The organism is Agromyces bauzanensis (assembly GCF_014645655.1).
In the GTDB taxonomy this organism is placed as follows: Bacteria; Actinomycetota; Actinomycetes; order Actinomycetales; family Microbacteriaceae; genus Agromyces; species Agromyces bauzanensis.
Genome location: NZ_BMMD01000002.1, coordinates 116,338 through 136,744, shown reverse-complemented (window position 1 = coordinate 136,744; position 20,407 = coordinate 116,338). Strand labels below are relative to the sequence as shown.

The following is a 20,407-nucleotide window of genomic DNA, read 5'->3' as shown; positions in this document are numbered from 1 at the left end:
GCCGTTCTGCTCAGGTCGGTTCTGATGAACGCCGTCAGATCGTCGTGGGCTCCTGGCTGCGCGGCATCGCGGCGCTCAGCCGAAGCGTGCCGTGGATGAGCCCGTCATACCGTCTCTGCGTCACCCTCACTCCGGCGCAAACCGGCTCCGCGGCATGGGCCTCATCGGCCATCGTCCTCTCACGGGTTGACAACTGCGGATCGCCTGTGTGCCGGGGGGTCTCAGATTGAGACGCAGCCCGCTGCGGCGCTGAACCATATTGGGGAGTGCTGAGCCGAGAGTCGGCCATGAGCCACCGAGGAGAAGTCGTATCATCAAGCGTCGCACCGTTTCGCGGCTCCGGTATTCGGCGCCCGGGGCCTCGTTCCCGCTCTACCAGGAAGGACCCGCTGAATGACATCACTGGACATCACGCGTGAAGGACCTGTCGAGATCTGGACGATCAACGGTCATGCCACTGGGAACGCGATCACTTCCAAATCGTTCATCTCCGCTTTCGACAAGGCTGTCGACGAGTCGAACGCAGACCTTGAGGTCAGGGCAGTGATACTGACAGGCGCGGGGAAGATCTTCACCTCTGGCGGCAACGTCAAGGAGATGGCTGACAAGGAAGGGATGTTCGGCGTCGATGCGCGCCGTCAGCGCCAGGAGTACATGAATGGCATCCAGCGACTGCCCCGCGCGGCAACCCGCCTTGAGGTGCCGCTGATCGCCGCCATAAACGGCCCTGCGATCGGCGCCGGCTGCGATCTCGCCATGATGTGCGACATCCGTATCGCTTCGGAGCGGGCCTCGTTCGCCGAGAGCTTCGTGTCTGTCGGCATCGTCCCCGGCGACGGCGGCACATGGTTCCTCCCTCGCGCGGTGGGATATGAACGCGCTGCCGAGATGACCTTCACTGGAGACCGCGTCGACGCGGTCACCGCGCTCGAGTGGGGCATGGTCAGCCGGGTCGTTCCTCATGAGGAGCTGCTTTCGGCCGCAAGAGGGCTCGCGGAACGTATCGCGAAGAACCCCCCGCACGCACTGCGCATGGCGAAGCGGCTGCTGGTCGAGTCGCGCTCTGCGCACCTGGAATCCATCCTCGCGATGGCCGCCGCCATGCAGCCGCTGGCCCACCTCGACCCCGAGCACGACAAGCGCGTAGAGAAGTGGAGGACGCTGTGAGCGGGACGGCGAACATCATGCCGCCGGCGTCCCTGATCACCGACGCCGAGATGGAGCTCCGTGCCGAAGTACGCGCCTTCCTCGCCGAGCAGCGCGCCGGTGGGCGACGCGTGTGGGCAGTCGATAGCTGGCTGTCGAGCTGGGACGAAGACTTCTCGCGTGAGCTTGCTGCGCGCGGATGGGTCGGCATGACCGTTCCGGTCGAGTACGGCGGTCGCGGTCGTACGTTCAAGGAGCGGTTCGCCGTCGTAGAGGAGCTGCTTGCCGTGGGGGCGCCAGTTGCGGCGCACTGGATCGCCGACCGCCAGATCGCCCCGAGCCTGCTCAAGTTCGGCACCGAAGAGCAGAAGCGCGCGTATCTGCCGCGCATCGCCGCCGGTGAGAGCTACTGGGGCATCGGCATGAGCGAGCCGAACTCTGGCTCCGACCTCGCAAGTGTACGCACCCGCGCGGATCGGGTGGACGGCGGGTGGACGATCACCGGCAGCAAAGTATGGACGAGCGGTGCTCACCGGGCCCACGCCTTCATCGTGCTGGCGCGCAGCGCTCCGCTCGACACGGATGCTCGACACGCCGGGCTCAGCCAGTTCATCGTGGAGTTGGCGCAGGACGGCGTCGAAGTGCGACCCATTGTCTCGATGAACGGTGATCAGCACTTCAACGAAGTCTTCCTCGACGGAGTCTTCGTCCCGGATAGCCGGGTGTTCGGTGAGATCGGACGGGGCTGGCAGCAGGTGACCAGTGAACTCGGCTTCGAGCGCAGCGGGCCCGAGCGAGTGCTGTCGACCTTCCCGTTGTTGACCGAGATCGTGCAGAACGTAGCCGAGGGCAGGCTCGATCTCGACGCCGACCTCGGGCGGCTGGTCGCGCGCGTAACGGGGCTGCACCAGATGTCCATGGCTGTCTCGGGCGCACTTCAGCGAGGTGAATCGGCCGATGTCTCGGCAGCGGTGGTCAAGGTGATGGGCACTACGACCGAGGGTGACGTCGCCGACTACGCGGACCTTCTCCTCGGCGACGGCAGCGACGTCACCAGCGAATTGACACGACTGACCACCCGGGCCGTCGATCAGCGGCCTGGATTCACTCTGCGCGGCGGGACGAGCGAAGTCCTGCGCGGCGTGATCGCTCGCGGAATGGGGCTGCGATGAACGAGGACTTTCTCACCCCCGATGCTGATCTGCTCGAGATGCTCGACGGCGTCTTCTCCTCGTACCGCGAGGCGCATGCCCCACTCGCAGGTCGGCTCACGCTCGACCGCGAATTCTGGGCCGAATTGGATGAGCTCGGACTCGTCCGGCTCACGGGCGCCGAGGACAAGGGCGGTAGTGGTGCGAGCTGGGTCGAGGGGCGAGCTCTGGTCGAGGCGGCCGTGCGCCACGGCGTACGTGTGCCTGCCGCGGAGAACGACCTGCTCGCCGGATGGGTTCGCGACGCGATCGGAATCGACGGCGTCGACGCCGTGAGCAACGCTGTGAGCACCGTCGCGATCGTAGACGGAAACGGTGTTGCGAAGAACGTCCCGTGGGCCGGAGAGGCCGACACGATCGTGGTCGTATGGCTTGTCGACGAGGGTTATCTCGCCGCCGAGGTACCCGCGGCCAGAGTACGGCTCACTCCGGGTGAGAACATGCTGGGCGAGCCGCGCGACACGATCGCCGTCGAGTTGGACTCCATCATCGGCTCGCCCGTCGCTGCCGAGACCGTCGCCGAACTTCGGCGCAGGAGCGCTCTCGTGCGCGCCGTGCAGGTGAGCGCGGCGCTTGAGTGCTCCCTTGATCTTGCCCTCGAGTACGTCCCGGTGCGGGTCCAGTTCGGCCGTCCGATCGCCAAGCTGCAGGCCGTGCAGAACCTGCTTGCCGACATCGCGACCGAGACCTCGCTTGCTCGCTCCTCAACGGATTCGGCTTTCACCAAGGCGCTCGTCGAGGGCTGGTCGGCAGAGGGCCTTGACTTCCTCGTCGCCGTGGCTCGATCGTGTGCCGGTCACGCGGCATCCGTCGTGGTGCGAAACGCTCATCAGGTGTTCGGGGCGGTCGGGACGACGCGAGAGCACCGCCTGCACGAATACACCCGTGCGGCGCTTGCCTGGCGCGGTGAGTACGGGGCCGTCCGTTCGTGGGATCTGCAGGTGAGCGCCGCTGCCCGCAACGCGGGTCCCGGCGGCCTCTGGGCTCTGATCGCACGGTGAGGACGTTGACGTCCCTCTGAATGGTGGAGTTTCCCGACACCGTGCGAGTGACGGCGCTCACTGAGAACCCTGATCCACCGCCTGAGTGGGTGCCGAAAGCGGATTCGCCGCGCACGATCACCTGCCGCCCCGGCGTCATCTTCGCAACGGTCGCGATGGTGCGGGGGATGAACCGGTCCGCGATGCCCCCGGGCGCACGTTCCCTCGGCGCAGCGAGAACTCCCCGATCACCGGCGCCGAGACATCGGTGGTGATCGTGGCGACAAGACCGTTCGGGCCGCGCCCGCCCGAGCAGCCGAACGCGACGCCCTGCTTCCGATGCCCGTGGACCTCGCGGATCGTGTCGTACACGTCCACCCCTGCACCATCGAGGTCCGCCGCTGGGAACGACACATGCTCCCTGGCCAACTCCGACAGTCCCGCCCGCTCGGGCCAGCGCGAGCACCGGCGCGGGTCCGGCATGCGACACGTGATTCGGTTCATCGAACACCGGCGTGACCGTGTGAGAAGCTCTCACCCGAGAGGCTTCCTCCCGACCGTGCGAACAGCAGTCTCATCCGACTGCCATTCTCCCAGATCAGAAGGATATTTCACGTTCACCCAAGCCGCAGAAACACCGCATCACACCGTGGATACAGGCTCGGTCTCCGCGCCACCGCCGAAGATATAATGGGCGGACCATGGACGATCCTCCCTCTGCGAAAACGCCCGGCCATAGACCCTCGCCCGTGACCGATCGGGGAGCTGCGGATGTCTGAGTGGCTCCTCCTCGGCATCGGATTCCTCCTCACGATCGGCACGGGCTTGTTCGTTGCGAGCGAGTTCGCGCTCGTCAACCTCGACCGCGCCGACCTCGAGGCGCGCCGGGACCGCGGTGAGACGCGGCTCGGCCTCACGATCTCGGCGCTGAAGATCACCTCGACGCACCTGTCGAGCGCGCAGCTCGGCATCACGCTCACGACGCTCCTCACCGGCTACGCCATGGAGCCCGCGATCAGCTCGCTCCTCGCAGGGCCGCTCACCGCGATCGGCCTCCCCGAGGCCGCGGTGCGCCCGGTCGGTGCCACGACGGCCATCATCATCGCGACGCTGTTGTCGATGGTGCTCGGCGAGCTCGTGCCCAAGAACTTCGCGCTCGCGCTCCCGATCGCCACGGCGAAGCTCGTGATGCCGTTCCAGACCGCATTCACCTGGGTGTTCCGTCCGGCGATCTCCGTGCTCAACGGCAGCGCGAACGGGCTGCTCCGTGCCGTCGGCATCGAGCCGAAGGAGGAACTGTCGGGTGCCAGGTCGGCCGAGGAGCTCTCGTCGCTCGTGCGCCGCTCCGCCAGCGCGGGCCTACTCGAGCAGGACACCGCGACGTTACTGGGCCGGACCCTTCGGTTCGCGGACCACGACGCATCCGACGTCATGACGCCGCGCCCCGCGATCGCCGCGGTGCAGCGCCGGGAGCCGGCGGAGGCGGTGCTCGAGCTCGCGCGCCAGACGGGCTACTCGCGGTTCCCCGTCTACGACGAGAACCTCGACGACGTGGTTGGGCTCGTGCACGTGAAGCAGGCCGTCGCGGTGCCCCGCGAGCGGAGGGCGGATGTCCCGGCCTCGGCCCTGCAGTCGGAGGCGCTGCGCGTGCCCGAGACGATGAAGCTCGGTGCGCTGCTCGGCGAGCTCCGCGGACGGGGGTTCCAGATGGCGGTCGTCGTCGACGAGTACGGCGGCACCGCCGGCGTCGCGACGCTCGAGGACCTGGTGGAGGAGCTCGTCGGCGAGGTCGCCGACGAGCACGACCGCACGCGGGCCGGCATCGTGCGCCGTGGCGACACCGTGAGCTTCCCCGGCATCCTCCGGCCCGACGAGCTGGTCGACCGCACCGGCATCCATGTTCCCGAGAACGGCGACTACGAGACGGTCGGCGGCTACGTGATGGCCGAGCTCGGCCGACTCCCGGTGGTCGGCGACGAGGTTCCGATCGACGAGGGCACCCTCGTCGTGCAACGCCTCGACGGGCGTCGCGTCGACCGGCTCCGCTTCATGCCGAAGCCCGCGCCGGTTCAGCCCAAGGTCGAAGAGGAGGCACGATGAGCGACTGGGCCGGCATCGTCTGGCTGTTCGTGCTGCTCATCGCGAACGCGTTCTTCGTGGGCGCAGAGTTCGCCGTGATCTCCGCGCGCCGCTCGCAGATCGAGCCCCTCGCCGAGGCCGGCAGCCGCCGCGCGAAGACCGCGCTGTGGGCCATGGAGCACGCGACGCTCATGCTCGCGATGAGCCAGCTCGGCATCACGATCTGCTCGCTGCTCATCCTGAACGTCTCGGAGCCCGCCATCCACCACTTGCTCGAGGTGCCGCTGCACCTCATCGGGTGGCCCGAGGGCGTCGTCTCGACGGTGGCGTTCGTCATCGCGCTGCTCCTCGTCTCATACCTGCACGTCGTGTTCGGCGAGATGGTGCCGAAGAACCTCTCGTTCTCGGTGCCCGACCGCGCCGTGCTGATCCTCACGCCGCCGCTCGTGTTCCTCGCGCGCCTCTCGCGTCCGATCATCGCCGCGCTCAACGCCACGGCGAACGGCGTGCTGCGGCTGTTCCGCGTCGAGCCGAAGAGCGAGGCGACCTCGACCTTCACGCTCGAGGAGGTGCAGACGATCGTCGACCAGTCCCGCCGCGAGGGCGTGCTCGATGACGCGAGTGGCACGCTCACGGCGGCGTTCGAGTTCACGACCAAGCAGGTGAAGGATGTCGCGGTCCCGATGTCGGGGCTCGTGAGCCTGCCGCCCACCGCGACCCCGGGCGACGTCGAGCGGGCGGTCGCCCGGCGCGGCTTCTCGCGCTACGTCATCCGCGGTGCCGACGGCGAACCCGACGGCTACGTGCACCTGAAGGACGTGATCGACCTCGATGACGAGGAGTTCGACGATCCCATCCCCGCGAAGCGGGTACGTCGTCTCGTGTCGATCTACGACGGCACCGACCTCGAGGATGCGCTCGCGACCATGCGCCGGCTCGGCACGCACGTGGCGAGGACGTTCGACAAGTCGGGCGCCACGACCGGCGTGATCTTCCTCGAGGACATCATCGAGGAGCTCGTCGGCGAGGTCCAGGACGCCACCCGGCGAGGGTGATCGGTCGGTGACTGTCGAGCATGAACCGGTCGGCCGGAATCCGGTGCGGCTTCCCTCGGATCAGCGTAGACTCACGCCGACCCGAGGATTGAGGAAACATCATGTTCGAGAAACTCATGGCGACGGCCGTCCTGCCTGCATCCGACATCGGCCGTGCGCGCAACTGGTGGCACGACGTGCTCGGTCGTGACCCCGTGTACGAGGACACCGAGGGCGAGTCCCTGATCTACGACATCGGCGGAACGATGCTGATGGTCTACCGGACGGACTACGCCGGCACCGCGCAGAACACCGCGTTCAACCTCGTGACCGAGAACCTCGACCGCGACATGACCGCCCTGCGGACGCACGGAGTCATGTTCCATGACTACGACCTGCCTGGCCTGAAGACGGTGGACGGCGTCGCCCGGGTCGGCGAGGAACGCAGCGCGTGGTTCAGCGACAGTGAGGGCAACATCATCGCCATCGGCGAGGTCCCTGCGCAGATGCGGGAGATGGCGGCCAAGCTGCGCGCCTCCGCGGCGGGCTTGGCCTGACGCCGCACGAGCGCCGATCGGTCCACCGGTGCGCACGACGGCGTGGGCGCCGGTGGGTCGCGGGCGTTCGCGGTCAGGCGCCGAGACCTCGTAACCACGACTCGAGCGTCGCGGCACCCGTGAACACGTGCCCGGCCGCACCGAGCATCGTCGCGCCCTCGACGTTCTCGGACCTGTTGTCGATGAAGACGAACTCGCGGGGCGAGACGCCGAGTTCGCTCATGACGTGCTCGTAGATCGCGGCATGCGGCTTCACCAGTCCGAGCTCGCCGCTCACGAAGACCCGCTCGAAGAGCGGCGCGAACGAGCCGAACCGCAACCACCCCGTGAAGTCCGCGCCGGCGTTGGAGAGCAGCGCGATGCGCGTGCGGCCCGCGGCGAGCGCGTGCAGCACCCCGAGCGTGCCCGGATCCACGCTGAGCCAGCTGCGGTGATCGATCGCCCACAGCTCGTGCACGTCGATCGGGCCCCAATCCGCGCCCACGTCACGGCCGACCCACGCCCAGTACTCGGCGATCGACGCGGTGCCCTGGTCGAGCCCGTCGCGATGCGCCCAGTACGCCGACCAGAACGACTCGGCGGGCACGCCCGCGCGCGCCACGAGCGCCGCGCGGTCGTCGTCGGTCGGTTCACGTGAGATGACCTCGCCGTAGTCGAACACGACGACACGCGGCGAGAGGCTGATCGGAGCAGGGACATCGCGGGGCATCCACCCAAACTATCGTTGGAGGATGACGACGGCGTGGCAGGAGTGGACTGCGGACGACGCGGCGAACTGGATCGCGGCACCGACGGCGGATGACGACAAGTACACCCGCGGCGTGCTCGGGGTCGTCACCGGCTCGTCGGACTATCCGGGAGCCGCGGTACTCGGCGTCGAGGCGGCGCACCGGGCCGGCGTGGGCATGGTGCGCTACATCGGCCGGCGCACCCTGCGACAGGCCGTGCTGGCCCGGCGCCCCGAGGCGGTGACGGTCGCCGGCCGCGTGCAGGCGTGGCTCCTCGGGTCGGGCATCGACCAGGGGCGCCGCTCGTCCGTGCTCCTCGGCGACCTCGAGCACGCCTTCACCGAGCGAGTGCCCGTCGTGCTCGACGCGGGCGCCCTCGACCTGGTGGGCACCCGCACGGCGCCCACCGTCATCACGCCGCACGCCCGTGAGCTCGCGAAGCTGCTCACGTCCCGCGAGCTCCCCACGAGCGTCGACGAGGTGCGAGCCGACCCGGGCGGCTGGGCAGAGCGGGCGGCGAAGGAGCTCGGCGTGGCCGTGCTGTTGAAGGGCGCCGTGACGCACGTGTGCGACCCCGACGGCGACCGTTACACCGTGACGGCGCCCACGCACTGGCTCGCCACGGCCGGATCGGGCGACGTGCTCGGGGGCATCCTCGGGGCGCTCGCCGCCACCCACCATCGCGAGCTCGCGACGAACGCGACGGCGCTCACCGCACTCGCCGCGACGGCGTCCTGGGTGCAGGGCGAGGCCGCCCTGCGAGCCAGCGCCACGGTGGGCGGGGGTCCGGTCACCGCGCTCGACATCGCGACCGCCGTGCCCGCGGTGATCGGCGCCCTCCTCGAGCGCTGATCGCGCCGGCCTCGCCGATCGCGCCGACCCCGCCGGCCGCGCCGACCCGAGGGAAGCACCTCACCCGCGCGGCAGGAACCGCGCGAGGAACTCGCGCGTGCGCTCCTCGCGCGGCGCGCTGAGGAACTCCGCCGCGGGCGCCTCCTCGATGATGCGGCCCCCGTCGAGGAACACCACCCGGTCGGCCACGTCACGCGCGAACGCCATCTCGTGGGCGGCCATCACGATGTTGGTGCCCGACTCGGCGGGCGAGCTCACGAGCTCCAGGACCTCCCCGACGAGCTCGGGGTCGAGCGCGCTCGTCACCTCGTCGAGCAGCAGCAGTTCGGGCGAGGCGGCGATGGCGCGCACGATCGCGACGCGCTGCTGCCGTCCGCCCGACAGGCGATCGGGACAGGCGCGCGCGTGCCCCGCGAGCCCGATCGAGTCGAGCAGCTCGAAAGCCCGGCGCTCGGGGTCGGCCCGGGGCATCCGGTGCACGAGCCGCGCAGCGAGTGTCACGTTGTCGAGCACGGTGAGGTGCGGGGACAGGTTGTAGTGCTGGAACGCCACGCCGATGCGGGCCCGCGCGCGGTCGGCGTCGATGCGCGGGTCGCTCACGTCCTCGCCGGCGAGGAGGATCACGCCGGCCCGCGCAGCGCGCGGAGCGTCGCGAGCACGAGGGCGAACAGGAGCACGCCGATGCTCGCGGCGACGAGCACCTGGATGTTCAGCCAGAGGCCCTCGAGGATGCGGGGAAGCGAGGCGAGCGCGACCTCGAGATCGAAGAAGGTCTGCTGCACGCCGGGCCCAGCGCGGCATCCGTCATTCGAGGACGGTCGCCGCGTCGTCGTCGCCCAGCCACTCCGCCTGGCCGGATTCCAGGGCGAGCCTGGCGTCGTCGTTCGTGTCGAACACCTGTGCGCCCGCGGTCGGCGCGATGGCCTCCTCGATCGTGTCGAGGCTCGTGGTGCCGGTCTGCGCGCCGACGGCGTACGCCACGGCCGCCTCGAGCGTGGGGAACGGGCGTCGAGTCATGGGGCCCTCCGGTTACGTGCTGGGGATTCCGGCACGGCGCACTCCGCCGACTCGCGGCGGAAGCGATGGCGGATTGTGACGCTCGGTTAGGCTCGTCGTCATGACGGCGGGCGACGTGCGCGAGGCATCCGCAGCCCGCACCCGGCGCCGCACGCGGTTGCGGCGCATCCTCGGCGGCCGGCTCGCCCTCTGGGCGGCATTCGCGCTCGTGCATGCCGCGCTCGTGCAGTTGAACCTCCGGGCGCCGGGCTGGCCGCTCGGCGACGTGGTCTGGGTGTACCGGGCCTGGGCCGAGAACGCCGCGAACGGCTACGTGCGCATGGGCATCGATGTGCCGTGGGTCTACCCGATCCTCGCCTTCGCGCCCATGACGGCGGCGCTCGCGTTCGGCTCGGCGTGGTACGGCCAGACCTGGCTCGGCATCGTCGTGCTGCTCGACGCCCTGGTATTCGCGATCCTCCTCGGCGGGCGACGGCTCTCGCGCACCCGTCGGCTGGCGGCGTGGTGGTGGGTTGGCTTCCTCGCCCTGCTCGGCCCCATCGCGCTGGGCCGCATCGACGCGGCCACGGTGCCGATCGCGATCGCCGGCCTGCTGTGGGCGGCCGGTCGCCCGCGCGTCGCGGCCGTGCTCCTGACGGTCGGCGCGTGGGTGAAGGTCTGGCCCGCCGCGCTGCTCGGGGCGCTCGTCATCGCGTCGCGCCGGCGCGGCGACGTGACGACGGTCGCCATCGCGCTGAGCGCGGGCATCCTCGGCGCGAGCCTGATCGCCGGCTCGGGCCTGAACGCGCTCGGGTTCGTCGCCGAACAGGCCGGGCGGGGACTCCAGCTCGAGGCGCCGCTCGCGCTCGCGTGGCTGTGGCAGATCGTGGGCGGGAACTCCGCCGTGCGCATCATCTACGACCGCGAGATCCTCACGTTCCAGATCGCAGGCCCGGGGGCGGATGTCGCGGCCGCCCTCACGACGCCAGTCATGGCGGTCGGCGTGGTCATCGTCGTGCTGCTCGGCATCCGCGCCGTGCGCCGCGGCGCGCCGTTCGGACAGCTGCTGCCGCCGCTCGCGCTCGCGTTCGTCGTCGTGCTGCTGCTCGCCAACAAGGTGGGATCGCCGCAGTTCGTCACCTGGCTGGCCGCCCCGGTCGTCCTTGGGCTCGTGCTGCGCCCGCGGCGATTCGCGGTGCCCGCCCTGCTTGCCGCCGGCGTCGCGCTCGTGACGCAGCTGATCTATCCGTACTGGTATGAGCGGCTCCTCATGGCGCACCCGGTGCTCGTGCTCGCGCTCACGGTCAAGGTCGGGCTGCTCGTGCTGCTCCTCGCGTGGAGCGTGCGAGCCGTGTGGCAGGCTGGTGGCCACCGGGTCGCGCGTCTCCCTGCCGACGCCTGAACCCACGAGGAGGAATCGTGCTGGTCGCATTCTCAGTTGCACCGAGCGGCACGGGCCGCGCAGACGGATCCGTGCACGACGCCGTCGCGGCGGCCGTCAAGATCGTCCGAGAATCCGGGCTCCCGAATCGGACGACGTCGATGTTCACCGAGCTCGAAGGCGAATGGGACGACGTCTTCGACGTCGTCCGCCGTGCGACGGAGGCCGTCGGCGAGTACGGATCGAGGGTGTCGCTCGTCCTGAAGGCCGACATCCGCCCCGGTTACACGGGTGAGCTCGACGGCAAGCTCGAGCGACTCGAGGGCGCGCTCGGCGACACCTGACGGACGGCTCGCGTGCCGCGGCGGCTCGGTGGGCGCGCAGCGCCTGCTGCTGGCGCTGCTCACCGCGTTCACCCTCGCCACGATCGCCTCGGCGCTGCTGCCGAGCTTCGGCCTCGTGCTCGTCGCGCGCTTCGTCGCAGCCCTGCCGCACGGCGCGTACTTCGGCATCGCCTCGCTCGTCGCGGCGAGCCTGATCGCGGCGGGGCTCGGCTTTGTCGCGCCGATCTGGATCGGCCTGCGGCACGCGGCATCCGCTCGCCGCCGCCGTCAATCGGACTGCAGCAGGATCCCGTCGAGGATGGCGCGCTTGCGGAGCGCGACCTTCGTGCCCACGTCGAAGCCGGCCGCACGGTACTTCTCCCGGATGCGCTTCAGGTAGCTCTTCGCCGTCTCCTCCGAGATGCCGAGCTGGAACGCGACCGCCTTCACCGGCTGGCCGGCCCCGTAGAGCGCCATCACACGACGCTCCTGCGCCGAGAGCTTGGGCACGGCGCCGTCGTCGGCGAGCGCGTCCTCGAGTTCGGGCGTCAGGTACGACTCGCCGTCGCGAGCTGCGCGGATCGCCTCGATGATGTTCTCCACCGGCTCCGATTTCACGAGATAGCCGAGCGCGCCCGCCCCGAGCGCCTCGCGCACGACCGCGGGTTCGGAGTACGTGCTCATGAGCATCGTCTGCACCCCCGCGCTCTTCAGCGTCGACAGCTTCAGCGAGATCGGGATGTTGTCGCGCAGGTCGAGGTCGAGGAGCACGACGTCGACGGGGAACTCGGTGTGGGCGAGCAGCTCCGACCACGACGGGACGGCCGCGACGAGCTCGATGTCGGATGCCGCGGCACGCAGCCACTCCGAGAGCGCGCCCAGGAGCATGCGATGGTCGTCGACGATCGCAAGACGGATGGGTGAACCGGTCTCGGCCATTCAGCTTCCCCTCGATCTGGCGGCCGCTCGGGCCGACGTGCTGCCTGCCGGCGAGTGCGGATCGACCCTGCAGTCGATGTCGACGCGGAAGCCATCGGTCCCCGGTACGACCTCGTGGACTCCGACACTACCGATAGCGTCCAATGCTGACGGGTCGATGCGTCGTCGGGGTACGCCGGTGACCTCGATCGACATGGCGAAGCCATCGGGTTCGACTTCGCCGTGGTCTGCGGTCTCGCGACAGCGCACGACCGCCGACATCGGCTGCGCCGACTTCTTCGGATGGTCGGCGGTGAGGAGCCAGAGCCCGAGCAGCAGGCCGTCACGCTGCGACTGGGCGAGGAGCGCGGCGCATCCGTTCGGGTCGTCGACGGTGATGCGACCGTTGAGGTACTCGGACTCCGTGACGGCGTGGCGAAGCCACGTGTCGGTGCGTCCCTCGATGAGGCGGACGCGGATGCGGGCGGCGAGCGTCCCAGCGCGCTCTGCGGCCTCGCCGGGTAGCGGAATCGCGATGCGTCCCGACCCGACGTCGTCGAGCAGCGTCTCGGCGTCGAAGTCGAGCTGCGCGAGCTCCTCGGAGGCGCGCATGCCGACGGCCGACCGCGAGGTGGCCACGGTGCTCTGCACGAGCGAGAGATCGAGTTCGCGTCCGACCAGGCGCCGGAAGCCGTCGATCGCCAGCGCGACGAGGAGCACCGGCATGACGGCCGATGCCGCAACGGCGACGCCCGCGACCGCTCCGGTGCGGGCGGTGTCCACCTGCATGAGCACCTGGATCGCGATGGCCACCGCGATGGCCCCTGCCGCCGCGAGCGGGATCCGAGTGCCACGCACCGCGGCGACCGGCATCAGCACGGCACCCGCGGCCGCGGCGGCGGTCGGCGTCACGCCGTGGTGCAGCAGGCCCGCCGACGCCGCCAGGTCCAGCCCGACGGGTGCGACCAGCGCGAGCAGCAGGAGCACGTAGAGCCAATCGGGCAGGGTGCGGGACACCATCCGCGACGCCACGCCGATGCCGACGACGACCGCGAGCGCGATCCACGCGGGCCACGGGCCGGGGCCGGACAGGAGGAAGTACGGGGCGAGGGCGATGGCGTGCACGAGGTGCCCGAGGATGATGAACGCCGCGGCGATGGTGATGCCGGTGGCGAGTCGTCGGCCACCATGGCTCTCGCGCACGTCGCCCGCTACCCGCGCCGACCGTGCGGGACGCCGGAACGACCGTGACCGGACCCGGAGATCGTCGATGCGCGCGTCGCTCATGGCTTCGGCACCTCGAGCATGACCGTCGTGCCCGAGCCGGGCGACGAGAAGACGCGAGCGCGTCCGCCCACCGTGTTGAGGCGCCCGACGACGGATTCGGCGTACCCGAGGCGCGCGCCGTCGACGGTGTCGGGTTCGAACCCGCGCCCGGTGTCGGTGACCATGGCGCGCACGGTGCGGTCATCGTCGGTGACGGTGACGTCGGCCTCGTTCACGCCCGCGTGCCGCCGCACGTTCTCCAGGCATTCGCCGAGCGCCCCGAGGAGTGCGTCGAGCGTCTCCCGTGGCAGGGCGAGCTGCCCGGCTCCGTGCCAGTTCACGTCGAGGCCCATGCGCGCGAATCGCTGCCTGACCGCCTCGAACGTCGTGCCGAGCTCGTCGTCGGGGGAGTCGGGCGAGAAGATCGCGGTCGAGCCCGCATCGAGCGGCGCACCGAGGCGGAGCTGGCGGAGGAGCCGCGCATCGTCGCCGGCCTGCTGCCGGAGGGCGCTCGGGCCCACACCAACGCCCGAGTGGGCGAGCAGCGACAGCGTGGCCAGCACCGTGTCGTGCAGCACCCGTGCGTCCTGCCGCTGCTGCGCCTCGAGTTCGCTCGCCAGCCGCTCGGCCTCGTGCGCGCGCCCGACCTCGTCGATGCGTTCGGATGCGTGGGCGATGGCCCGGTCGATCCATCCGCCGAGCGTCATGCACGCCGCCCAGCCGGCGACGGTGACCACGGCGACCGCACGCAGGTCATGCCCCCAGGCCGAGACGATCCACACCGAGACGAGGACGGCGATGAGGAGTCCGCCGACGAGTGCGGGCCCCCGCGGCCGCACGATGAGCGAGATCGCAACCGACGCCGAGCTGACTCCGCCCGTGATCGCCAGTGACGTGACGGCGGCGGGATCGAGAACGGAGGCGGTGCCGAGTGCGACGATGAGCACGATCGCCCCGGCGACCACGCCGAGCGCCGGCAGCAGGCGCCCGCGGGTGGAGTGGATGCCCACGAGCGCCACGATCGCGACGTTCGCGAGCGCGGCGACCATGAACTCCACGGGCGTCGCCGTGCCGGGGACCAGGAGGCACGCGAAGGCGCTGATGGCACCGACGAAGCCCGTGACGCGGGCGAGGCGTCGCAGTAGCCGGTCGCGTTCCTTGTGGATGCGCTTCACTCCACCCCCTCAGCAGGGTCCCACACCCCGGCACGCGGGTGCCGTCATCTCGAACTGTAGTCGAGAATTCCCCCCGTTTCGCGTAGGGCCGGCGCCGGCTCAGGAGGCGAGCAGCGCGCGAAGCGCCTCGCCGACCGCCGCATGCTCGATGAGGAACGCGTCGTGGCCGTACTCGGAATGCAGCACCACGGGCTCGGGGCCGTGCACGCTGCGACGCAGCACCGCGGCGATCTCGACCTGCCCGTCGAGGGAGAAGTACCGGTCGCTGTCGATGCCGAGCACGAGGCTTGCGGCGGTGATGCGATCGAGGGCGGGCGCCACGCCGCCGCGCCCGCGGCCCACGTCGTGCGAGTTCATGGCCTGGGTGAGCACGACGTAGCTGTTGGCGTCGAAGCGGCGCGTGAACTTGTTGCCGTGGAAGTCGAGGTAGGACTCGACGGCGAACCTGCCGCCGCCGCCGAGGGGATCGAGGCCGGACTGCCAACTCCGCTCGAACCGGGAATTGAGCTCGGCCGCGGTGCGGTAGTTGAGCATGGCCATGCGGCGGGCGAGCGCGAGCCCGCGCGTCGGACCCTCGCCGTCGGGCACGTCGTAGTAGTCGCCGCCGCGGAAGGCCGGGTCGCTGCGGACGGCCTCGATCTGTACCGAGTTGAGGGCGACCTGGTCGGCCGTCGCCGCGGCCGGCGCTGCGAGCACCGCGATGCGTCCGACCGCGTCGGGCGCCATGATCGCCCATTCGAGCACCTGCATCGCGCCCATCGACCCGCCGACCACGGCCGCGAACCGCCGGATTCCCAGCTGCTCGGCGAAGGCGAGCTGAGCCCTCACTTGGTCGCGGATGGTGAGGAAGGGCAGCCGCGCGCCCCATTCCGCCCCGTCGGGAGCGAGCGACGCCGGCCCCGTGGAGCCCTGGCAACCGCCGAGCACGTTCGGGGCGACCACGAAGTAGCGGTCGGTGTCGATCGGGAGGCCGGGACCGACGACCCCCGGCCACCATCCGGCACTCGGATGCCCCGGCCCGGCCGGGCCGATGACGTGGCTGTCGCCCGTGAGGGCGTGCAGGACGAGGATGGCGTTGTCCGCCGCGGGCGACAGGGTTCCCCACTGCTCGTAGGCGATCCGTACCCCTGGAAGGGTCTCGCCGGACTCGAGGGGCAGGTCGCCGATGGTCACGAAGCGGCGGCCGCCGACCGGATCGCCCTCGCGCCACGCGCCCGTCGCCGGCGCACGACCGGCCATCGTGAGCGCGCGTGCCTCGGAGACGATGCGCGCCGGCACCGCGTCGGCCGTCGTCTGCCAGTCCATGCTCCGATTCTCCCCGAACGGCGGCCTGGGGCGGGCGATTGTTACACGTTCCACCGCTGGCAGGGGGAGACGACGGATGCCGCGAGCCCGTGGGCCGCGGCATCCGTCGTCTCGATCGGTCAGACCCGGGCGGGGTCCGTGGCGGCACGCGCGGCGGCGAGGCCGGCCTCGAGGTCGGCCTTCAGGTCGTCGATGTTCTCGATGCCCACCGAGAGGCGCACGAGGCCCGGCGTCACGCCGGTCGTGAGCTGCTGCTCGGGCGTGAGCTGCGAGTGCGTCGTCGATGCCGGGTGGATGACGAGCGAGCGCACGTCGCCGATGTTCGCGAGGTGGCTGAACAGCTGCAGGTTGTCGACGAGGGCACGGCCGGCGTCCACGCCGCCCTTGAGCTCGAACGACAGCACCGCGCCGACGCCCTTCGGGGCGTACCTGTTGGCGGCGGCATACCACGGGCTCGACGGCAGGCCCGAGTAGTTCACGCTCGCGACGTCGGGGTGATCGTCGAGCCACTCCGCGATCTCCTGGGCGTTCTGCACATGACGTTCGATGCGGAGCGACAGCGTCTCGATGCCCTGGATGAGCAGCCACGCGCTCTGCGGCGAGATCGCCGAGCCGAGGTCGCGCAGCAACTGCACGCGCGCCTTGATGACGTAGGCGAGGCCGTCGCCGACCGCGGCCGTGTAGCTGGCGCCGTGGTAGGAGGGGTCGGGTTCGGTGAGGCCCGGGAACTTCTCGACGTTCTTCGACCACTCGAACTTCCCGCCGTCGACGATGACGCCGCCGATGACCGTGCCGTGGCCGCCGAGGAACTTCGTCGCCGAGTGCACCACGATGTCGGCGCCGTGCTCGAACGGGCGGATGAGGTATGGAGTCGCGATCGTGTTGTCGACGATGAGGGGGAGGCCCGACTCGTGCGCGATGTCGGCCACGAGCTTGATGTCGAGCACGTTGATCTTCGGGTTGCCGATCGTCTCGGCGAAGAACAGCTTCGTGTTCGGGCGCACCGCGCGACGCCACTCGTCGGCGTCGTCCTGGTTCTCGACGAACGTCGTCTCGATGCCGAGCTTCGCGAGCGTGTACTTGAAGAGGTTGTACGTGCCGCCGTAGATCGACGACGACGAGACGATGTGGTCGCCCGCCTGCGCGATGTTCAGGACCGCGAAGGTCTCGGCGGCCTGGCCGGATGCCACGAGCAGGGCGCCGGTGCCCCCCTCGAGTGCGGCGAGGCGCTCTTCGACCACGGCCTGCGTGGGGTTCATGATGCGCGTGTAGATGTTGCCGAACTCGGCCAGCGCGAAGAGGTTCTGGGCGTGCTCGGCGCTGTTGAACACGTAGGACGTGGTCTGGTAGATCGGCGTGGCGCGGGCGTTGGTCACCGGGTCGGGCGCGGCGCCCGAATGCACCTGCTTCGTCTCGAAGCGCCAGTCGGCGGCGTTCTCGCTCATGGAGGTCTCCTTCTCGGGGTGGGGTGTGCGGCCCCCGCCGCAACCTGCGCCCACGTTACGAGGGGTCGCCCGCGCCGGCAACGACACCCGACACACGGCGTCATGCACCGAGCGGATGCCGCGGCATCCGCTCACTCGGTACGCTTGTGCTCCTCGGGCGGCAGCACGATCGTGCCCGTGGCCGTTGTCGGCTCGGGCCGGAACAGCCACCGTGCCCGAGGCTCCACGAGCGGGCGGAACACCCGCCGCACCGGCTTCAGCGACAGCACGATCGAGATGCCGATGCAGAACAGGATCATCGCCGGGAGCACCCAGAAGGGCTGGTCGCCCGCGAGTACGCCGGTCTCGCGGAAGGGGAGGAGCACGAACGTGTGCAGCAGGTAGATGTACATCGTCGCGCCGCCGAACGCGGTGAACCAGTGGACGCCTCGCGGCATGAGCACGAGGAACGCCACCGCGAGCACCATCGCGAACAGGAGGAGCGCGAGCCGGATGGCGCCCGACCACGGCTCGTCGTAGCCGATCGCCTCGTAGGACTCGTCGTAGAGCATGAACCGGCGGAGCCGGAGATCGCGCCAGGTCTCGATGGCCATGGGCATCAGGGCGAGCACCGCCGCGAAGAGCACGATCGCGACGCCCCGCCAGCGCCAGGCGACCGCCGGGCGCAGCTCCAGCCAGCGGCCGGTGAGCTGCCACTGCCGAAGCTTCCAGCCGAACACGAAGAAGGGGAGCATGCCGAACGTGCGCGAGAGCGCGAGCGTCGCGTCGATCGTCTCCATGTAGCCCGCGCCGATCGAGATCGCGATCGCGATGAGGAGCGGGTAGCGCAGCAGCACGAGGTACGGGAGCACGATGCGCCACACCGCGAGCGCGATGAGGAACCACAGCGTCCACGAGGCGGTCGTGAAGTCGAGGGCGAACTCGCCGCCAAGCGCCCAGCGGAGGACGCTCCAGATCGTCTCGAAGATGAAGAACGGGAACACGATGTCGGTGAGCACCTGCCGGAGCGCCCGCGCGTTCGGCGGACCCGACTTCGCGAAGTACCCGCTCACCGTCACGAAGACGGCGACGTGGAACGAGTAGATGAACAGGTAGACGCTGTAGGCGGCGTCATCCTCGTGGATGAGCGGGAGGATGCCGTGGCCGATCACGACGAGGGTGATCGCGATCCAGCGGGCGTTGTCCCACAGCGGGACCCGTCGTCGCCGGGTCGGGGTCGTGTGCGGCCTCGTGTGCATCGATCCATTCAACCGCACGAGCCTGGCGCATGCCCCGGCCCGGCACTCGTGGCATCCGCCCGCCGCACGGCAGAATGAGCGCATGAGCATGCTGCGAGCCGTCGTGACGGGTGCGAGCTCCGGGATCGGCGAGGCGACCGCGCGGGCGCTGCGCGCGGCCGGGTGGGAGGTGGTCGGTGTCGCCCGCCGCGAGGAGCGGTTGCGGGCGCTCGCGGCCGATACCGGGGCATCCGTCTTCGTCGCCGATCTCACGAAGCAGGGCGACGTCGACGCGTTGCGCGACCACCTCGCCGCGAGCGGGCCGGTGCACGCCCTCGTGAACAACGCGGGCGGCGCGAAGGGACTCGACTCGGTCGAGGCGTCGTCGATCGACGATTGGGCGTGGATGCTCGAGGTCAACGTGCTCGCGCTCAAACGGGTCACGAGCGCCCTGCTGCCACTGCTGCGCCGCGGAGCGGTCGAACGCGGGGTCGCCGACATCGTGAACGTCACCTCGATCGCCGGGCATGTCGCCTACGTCGGCGGCGGCGGCTACAACGCCGCGAAGTTCGCGGCGCACGCGCTCACCGAAGTGCTGCGCCTCGAGCTGAACGGCGAGCCGCTGCGGGTCATCGAGGTCGCACCGGGCATGGTGAGGACCGACGAGTTCGCGCTCGTGCGCTTCGGCGGCGACCGCGCCCGGGCCGACGCCGTCTACGACGACGTGCCCGAGCCGCTCGTGGCGGAGGACATCGCCGCGGTCATCGCCGACGCCGTGCTGAAGCCCGCCCACGTCGACCTCGACCTCATCGTCGTGAAGCCCGTGGCGCAGGCGGCGCCGTACCGCCTCGCGAAGGGTGAACTCGTGGTGCGGGCGGAGACCACGCGATGAGCCTGCGGGGCGGGCCCGAGGGCGACGAGGCGACGCGACGCCGTCGTCGCTACGTCGACGTGACCGGGCGCACCCTCGCGTTGCTCGGCGTGCTGTTCGTCCTCGGCTACACGGTCTACGTGCTGTGGCCGGATCGGCCACAGGGGGTGACGACCGTCCTGGCCGTCATCCTCATCACCACCTGGGTGATCTTCGTCATCGATGTCATCATCCGGATCTCGCTTACGCCGCGCGGCCGACGCTGGCACTACGCCTGGCATCATCCGTTCGAGGTGCTCTCGGCCATCCTGCCGGTGTTCCGTGCACTCCGCGTCGTCGGCCTCCTGCAGAATCTCCCGGTCCTGAAACGGCACACGCCGACGGCAGTCCGAGCGCAGTTCATCACGCTCGCACTCGCCTACGCGTTCGCATGGGTGTTCTTCCTCGCGCTCGCCACGCTGGAAGCCGAGCGCTACGCGCCGGGGGCCAACATCGTTACCTTCGGCGATGCCATCTGGTGGGCGGTCGTCACGATCGCGACCGTGGGCTATGGCGACACCTACCCGGTGACCTCGCTCGGCCGGTTCTACGCGGTCCTGCTGATGGCAGGCGGCGTCGCGATCGTCGGCACGGCGTCGGCGACGATCATCTCCTTCCTCAACGAGCGGGTCGCTGGGCTCCGGCACCAGGGCGGCGGCACGCTCGCGGCGCCGCCCTCGCTCGCGGCGGGGGAGGAGCCCGACCCCGCCGCGGCCGCGGCGCAGGCGGAGGCCGACCTGCAGGCGGAGGCGGACCTCGAGGCGGATGCCGAGGCGGACGCCGACCTGGACGCGAAGGCGAGGGCGGAGGTTGAGGCGGACCCCGAGGCAGCGGCAGCGGATGTCGACGGTGCGCATCCCGCCGGACCCGCCGGGTAGCCTGAC

21 protein-coding genes and 1 pseudogene are annotated in these 20,407 nt (G+C 70.3%); 12 read left to right on the top strand and 10 right to left on the bottom strand.

Going from position 1 to position 20,407, the window contains the following annotated elements:
• The first annotated feature begins 393 nt into the window (after positions 1 to 393).
• The 6 genes from IEX31_RS02935 (at position 394) to IEX31_RS02910 (ending at position 7,007) form a co-directional block, all read left to right on the top strand.
• The gene (locus IEX31_RS02935) at positions 394 to 1,167 is read left to right on the top strand and encodes a crotonase/enoyl-CoA hydratase family protein (protein WP_188741944.1); all 774 of its coding nucleotides are present in this window, start codon (positions 394 to 396) and stop codon (positions 1,165 to 1,167) included.
• Positions 1,164 to 2,318 (top strand): acyl-CoA dehydrogenase family protein, encoded by a 1,155-nt coding sequence (locus IEX31_RS02930; RefSeq protein WP_229662069.1) that lies wholly within the window; start codon positions 1,164 to 1,166, stop codon positions 2,316 to 2,318. The genes IEX31_RS02935 and IEX31_RS02930 overlap by 4 nt, the downstream gene beginning before the upstream one ends.
• The gene (locus IEX31_RS02925; protein ID WP_229662068.1) at positions 2,315 to 3,358 is read left to right on the top strand and encodes an acyl-CoA dehydrogenase family protein; all 1,044 of its coding nucleotides are present in this window, start codon (positions 2,315 to 2,317) and stop codon (positions 3,356 to 3,358) included. Before IEX31_RS02930 ends, IEX31_RS02925 begins: the two co-directional genes overlap by 4 nt.
• Before the next feature lie 750 nt (positions 3,359 to 4,108).
• Positions 4,109 to 5,437: a hemolysin family protein gene (locus tag IEX31_RS02920; protein ID WP_188741943.1), complete on the top strand. Its 1,329-nt coding sequence runs from the start codon at positions 4,109 to 4,111 to the stop codon at positions 5,435 to 5,437.
• A complete protein-coding gene (locus tag IEX31_RS02915) occupies positions 5,434 to 6,471 on the top strand; it encodes a hemolysin family protein (protein WP_188741942.1) in 1,038 nt (345 codons plus the stop codon). Before IEX31_RS02920 ends, IEX31_RS02915 begins: the two co-directional genes overlap by 4 nt.
• Positions 6,472 to 6,572: 101 nt before the next feature.
• On the top strand, positions 6,573 to 7,007 hold the full coding sequence (locus IEX31_RS02910; RefSeq protein WP_188741941.1) for a VOC family protein: 435 nt from the start codon (positions 6,573 to 6,575) through the stop codon (positions 7,005 to 7,007).
• A gap of 73 nt (positions 7,008 to 7,080) precedes the next feature.
• On the opposite strand, the gene IEX31_RS02905 is transcribed toward IEX31_RS02910, so the two are convergent.
• Positions 7,081 to 7,716 carry an HAD family hydrolase gene (locus tag IEX31_RS02905; protein WP_188741940.1) on the bottom strand — a complete coding sequence of 212 codons (636 nt, stop codon included), beginning with the start codon at positions 7,714 to 7,716 and terminating at the stop codon, positions 7,081 to 7,083.
• Positions 7,717 to 7,738: 22 nt separating this feature from the next.
• Between IEX31_RS02905 and IEX31_RS02900 the strand changes: the two genes are divergently transcribed.
• Positions 7,739 to 8,587: an ADP-dependent NAD(P)H-hydrate dehydratase gene (locus tag IEX31_RS02900; protein WP_188741939.1), complete on the top strand. Its 849-nt coding sequence runs from the start codon at positions 7,739 to 7,741 to the stop codon at positions 8,585 to 8,587.
• A gap of 60 nt (positions 8,588 to 8,647) precedes the next feature.
• Here IEX31_RS02900 and IEX31_RS02895 read toward each other — a convergent pair.
• The 3 genes and pseudogenes from IEX31_RS02895 to IEX31_RS02890 all read right to left on the bottom strand — a co-directional run.
• Positions 8,648 to 9,214 (bottom strand): annotated as a pseudogene (locus tag IEX31_RS02895) (amino acid ABC transporter ATP-binding protein); the annotation flags it as partial.
• The gene (locus IEX31_RS18675; RefSeq protein ID WP_229662067.1) at positions 9,208 to 9,369 is read right to left on the bottom strand and encodes a hypothetical protein; all 162 of its coding nucleotides are present in this window, start codon (positions 9,367 to 9,369) and stop codon (positions 9,208 to 9,210) included. The gene IEX31_RS18675 and the pseudogene IEX31_RS02895, both read right to left, overlap by 7 nt.
• A 22-nt stretch (positions 9,370 to 9,391) precedes the next feature.
• Complete coding sequence (locus tag IEX31_RS02890) at positions 9,392 to 9,604, bottom strand: type 2 periplasmic-binding domain-containing protein (protein WP_188741937.1); 213 nt, start codon at positions 9,602 to 9,604, stop codon at positions 9,392 to 9,394.
• Between the two features lie 100 nt (positions 9,605 to 9,704).
• On the opposite strand from IEX31_RS02890, the gene IEX31_RS02885 reads away from it, so the two are divergent.
• The 3 genes from IEX31_RS02885 to IEX31_RS18670 are packed head-to-tail and all read left to right on the top strand — an operon-like array spanning position 9,705 to position 11,687.
• Positions 9,705 to 10,985: a glycosyltransferase 87 family protein gene (locus tag IEX31_RS02885; RefSeq protein WP_188741936.1), complete on the top strand. Its 1,281-nt coding sequence runs from the start codon at positions 9,705 to 9,707 to the stop codon at positions 10,983 to 10,985.
• A 17-nt stretch (positions 10,986 to 11,002) separates the two neighbouring features.
• The gene (locus IEX31_RS02880; protein WP_188741935.1) at positions 11,003 to 11,308 is read left to right on the top strand and encodes a thiamine-binding protein; all 306 of its coding nucleotides are present in this window, start codon (positions 11,003 to 11,005) and stop codon (positions 11,306 to 11,308) included.
• Positions 11,256 to 11,687: a hypothetical protein gene (locus IEX31_RS18670; RefSeq protein ID WP_229662066.1), complete on the top strand. Its 432-nt coding sequence runs from the start codon at positions 11,256 to 11,258 to the stop codon at positions 11,685 to 11,687. The genes IEX31_RS02880 and IEX31_RS18670 overlap by 53 nt, the downstream gene beginning before the upstream one ends.
• On the opposite strand, the gene IEX31_RS02870 is transcribed toward IEX31_RS18670, so the two are convergent.
• The 6 genes from IEX31_RS02870 to IEX31_RS02845 all read right to left on the bottom strand — a co-directional run bounded on the left by IEX31_RS02870 (position 11,576) and on the right by IEX31_RS02845 (position 18,634).
• On the bottom strand, positions 11,576 to 12,226 hold the full coding sequence (locus IEX31_RS02870) for a response regulator transcription factor (RefSeq protein WP_188741934.1): 651 nt from the start codon (positions 12,224 to 12,226) through the stop codon (positions 11,576 to 11,578). The genes IEX31_RS18670 and IEX31_RS02870 overlap by 112 nt on opposite strands.
• Positions 12,227 to 13,492, bottom strand: a complete 1,266-nt coding sequence (locus IEX31_RS02865; RefSeq protein WP_188741933.1) for a hypothetical protein — start codon at positions 13,490 to 13,492, stop codon at positions 12,227 to 12,229.
• Positions 13,489 to 14,646: a sensor histidine kinase gene (locus IEX31_RS02860; RefSeq protein WP_188741932.1), complete on the bottom strand. Its 1,158-nt coding sequence runs from the start codon at positions 14,644 to 14,646 to the stop codon at positions 13,489 to 13,491. The genes IEX31_RS02865 and IEX31_RS02860 overlap by 4 nt, the downstream gene beginning before the upstream one ends.
• A 99-nt stretch (positions 14,647 to 14,745) precedes the next feature.
• Positions 14,746 to 15,951, bottom strand: a complete 1,206-nt coding sequence (metX, locus tag IEX31_RS02855) for a homoserine O-acetyltransferase MetX (protein ID WP_188741931.1) — start codon at positions 15,949 to 15,951, stop codon at positions 14,746 to 14,748.
• 119 nt (positions 15,952 to 16,070) lie between these two features.
• Positions 16,071 to 17,396, bottom strand: coding sequence for a bifunctional o-acetylhomoserine/o-acetylserine sulfhydrylase (locus tag IEX31_RS02850; protein WP_188741930.1), 1,326 nt, complete (start codon positions 17,394 to 17,396; stop codon positions 16,071 to 16,073).
• 131 nt (positions 17,397 to 17,527) lie between these two features.
• Positions 17,528 to 18,634 carry an acyltransferase family protein gene (locus tag IEX31_RS02845; RefSeq protein ID WP_188741929.1) on the bottom strand — a complete coding sequence of 369 codons (1,107 nt, stop codon included), beginning with the start codon at positions 18,632 to 18,634 and terminating at the stop codon, positions 17,528 to 17,530.
• An 82-nt stretch (positions 18,635 to 18,716) separates the two neighbouring features.
• Here IEX31_RS02845 and IEX31_RS02840 point away from each other — a divergent pair, with 82 nt between their 5' ends.
• Together IEX31_RS02840 and IEX31_RS02835 are read left to right on the top strand one after the other, a co-directional pair.
• Entirely contained in the window at positions 18,717 to 19,505 is a 789-nt protein-coding gene (locus tag IEX31_RS02840) for an SDR family NAD(P)-dependent oxidoreductase (protein WP_188741928.1), read from the top strand.
• On the top strand, positions 19,502 to 20,401 hold the full coding sequence (locus IEX31_RS02835) for a potassium channel family protein (protein ID WP_188741927.1): 900 nt from the start codon (positions 19,502 to 19,504) through the stop codon (positions 20,399 to 20,401). The genes IEX31_RS02840 and IEX31_RS02835 overlap by 4 nt, the downstream gene beginning before the upstream one ends.
• Positions 20,402 to 20,407: the final 6 nt, after the last annotated feature.

Excerpts from the sequence above, each read along its gene's own strand:
- IEX31_RS02935 (WP_188741944.1), top strand. The coding sequence starts at position 394 with ATGACATCACTGGACATCACGCGTGAAGGACCTGTCGAGATCTGGACG.
- IEX31_RS02925 (WP_229662068.1), top strand. The coding sequence starts at position 2,315 with ATGAACGAGGACTTTCTCACCCCCGATGCTGATCTGCTCGAGATGCTC.
- IEX31_RS02920 (WP_188741943.1), top strand. The coding sequence starts at position 4,109 with ATGTCTGAGTGGCTCCTCCTCGGCATCGGATTCCTCCTCACGATCGGC.
- IEX31_RS02915 (WP_188741942.1), top strand. The coding sequence starts at position 5,434 with ATGAGCGACTGGGCCGGCATCGTCTGGCTGTTCGTGCTGCTCATCGCG.
- IEX31_RS02910 (WP_188741941.1), top strand. The coding sequence starts at position 6,573 with ATGTTCGAGAAACTCATGGCGACGGCCGTCCTGCCTGCATCCGACATC.
- IEX31_RS02905 (WP_188741940.1), bottom strand. The coding sequence starts at position 7,716 with ATGCCCCGCGATGTCCCTGCTCCGATCAGCCTCTCGCCGCGTGTCGTC.
- IEX31_RS02900 (WP_188741939.1), top strand. The coding sequence starts at position 7,739 with ATGACGACGGCGTGGCAGGAGTGGACTGCGGACGACGCGGCGAACTGG.
- IEX31_RS02890 (WP_188741937.1), bottom strand. The coding sequence starts at position 9,604 with ATGACTCGACGCCCGTTCCCCACGCTCGAGGCGGCCGTGGCGTACGCC.
- IEX31_RS02885 (WP_188741936.1), top strand. The coding sequence starts at position 9,705 with ATGACGGCGGGCGACGTGCGCGAGGCATCCGCAGCCCGCACCCGGCGC.
- IEX31_RS02870 (WP_188741934.1), bottom strand. The coding sequence starts at position 12,226 with ATGGCCGAGACCGGTTCACCCATCCGTCTTGCGATCGTCGACGACCAT.
- IEX31_RS02865 (WP_188741933.1), bottom strand. The coding sequence starts at position 13,492 with ATGAGCGACGCGCGCATCGACGATCTCCGGGTCCGGTCACGGTCGTTC.
- metX (WP_188741931.1), bottom strand. The coding sequence starts at position 15,951 with ATGGACTGGCAGACGACGGCCGACGCGGTGCCGGCGCGCATCGTCTCC.
- IEX31_RS02850 (WP_188741930.1), bottom strand. The coding sequence starts at position 17,396 with ATGAGCGAGAACGCCGCCGACTGGCGCTTCGAGACGAAGCAGGTGCAT.
- IEX31_RS02845 (WP_188741929.1), bottom strand. The coding sequence starts at position 18,634 with ATGCACACGAGGCCGCACACGACCCCGACCCGGCGACGACGGGTCCCG.
- IEX31_RS02840 (WP_188741928.1), top strand. The coding sequence starts at position 18,717 with ATGAGCATGCTGCGAGCCGTCGTGACGGGTGCGAGCTCCGGGATCGGC.
- IEX31_RS02835 (WP_188741927.1), top strand. The coding sequence starts at position 19,502 with ATGAGCCTGCGGGGCGGGCCCGAGGGCGACGAGGCGACGCGACGCCGT.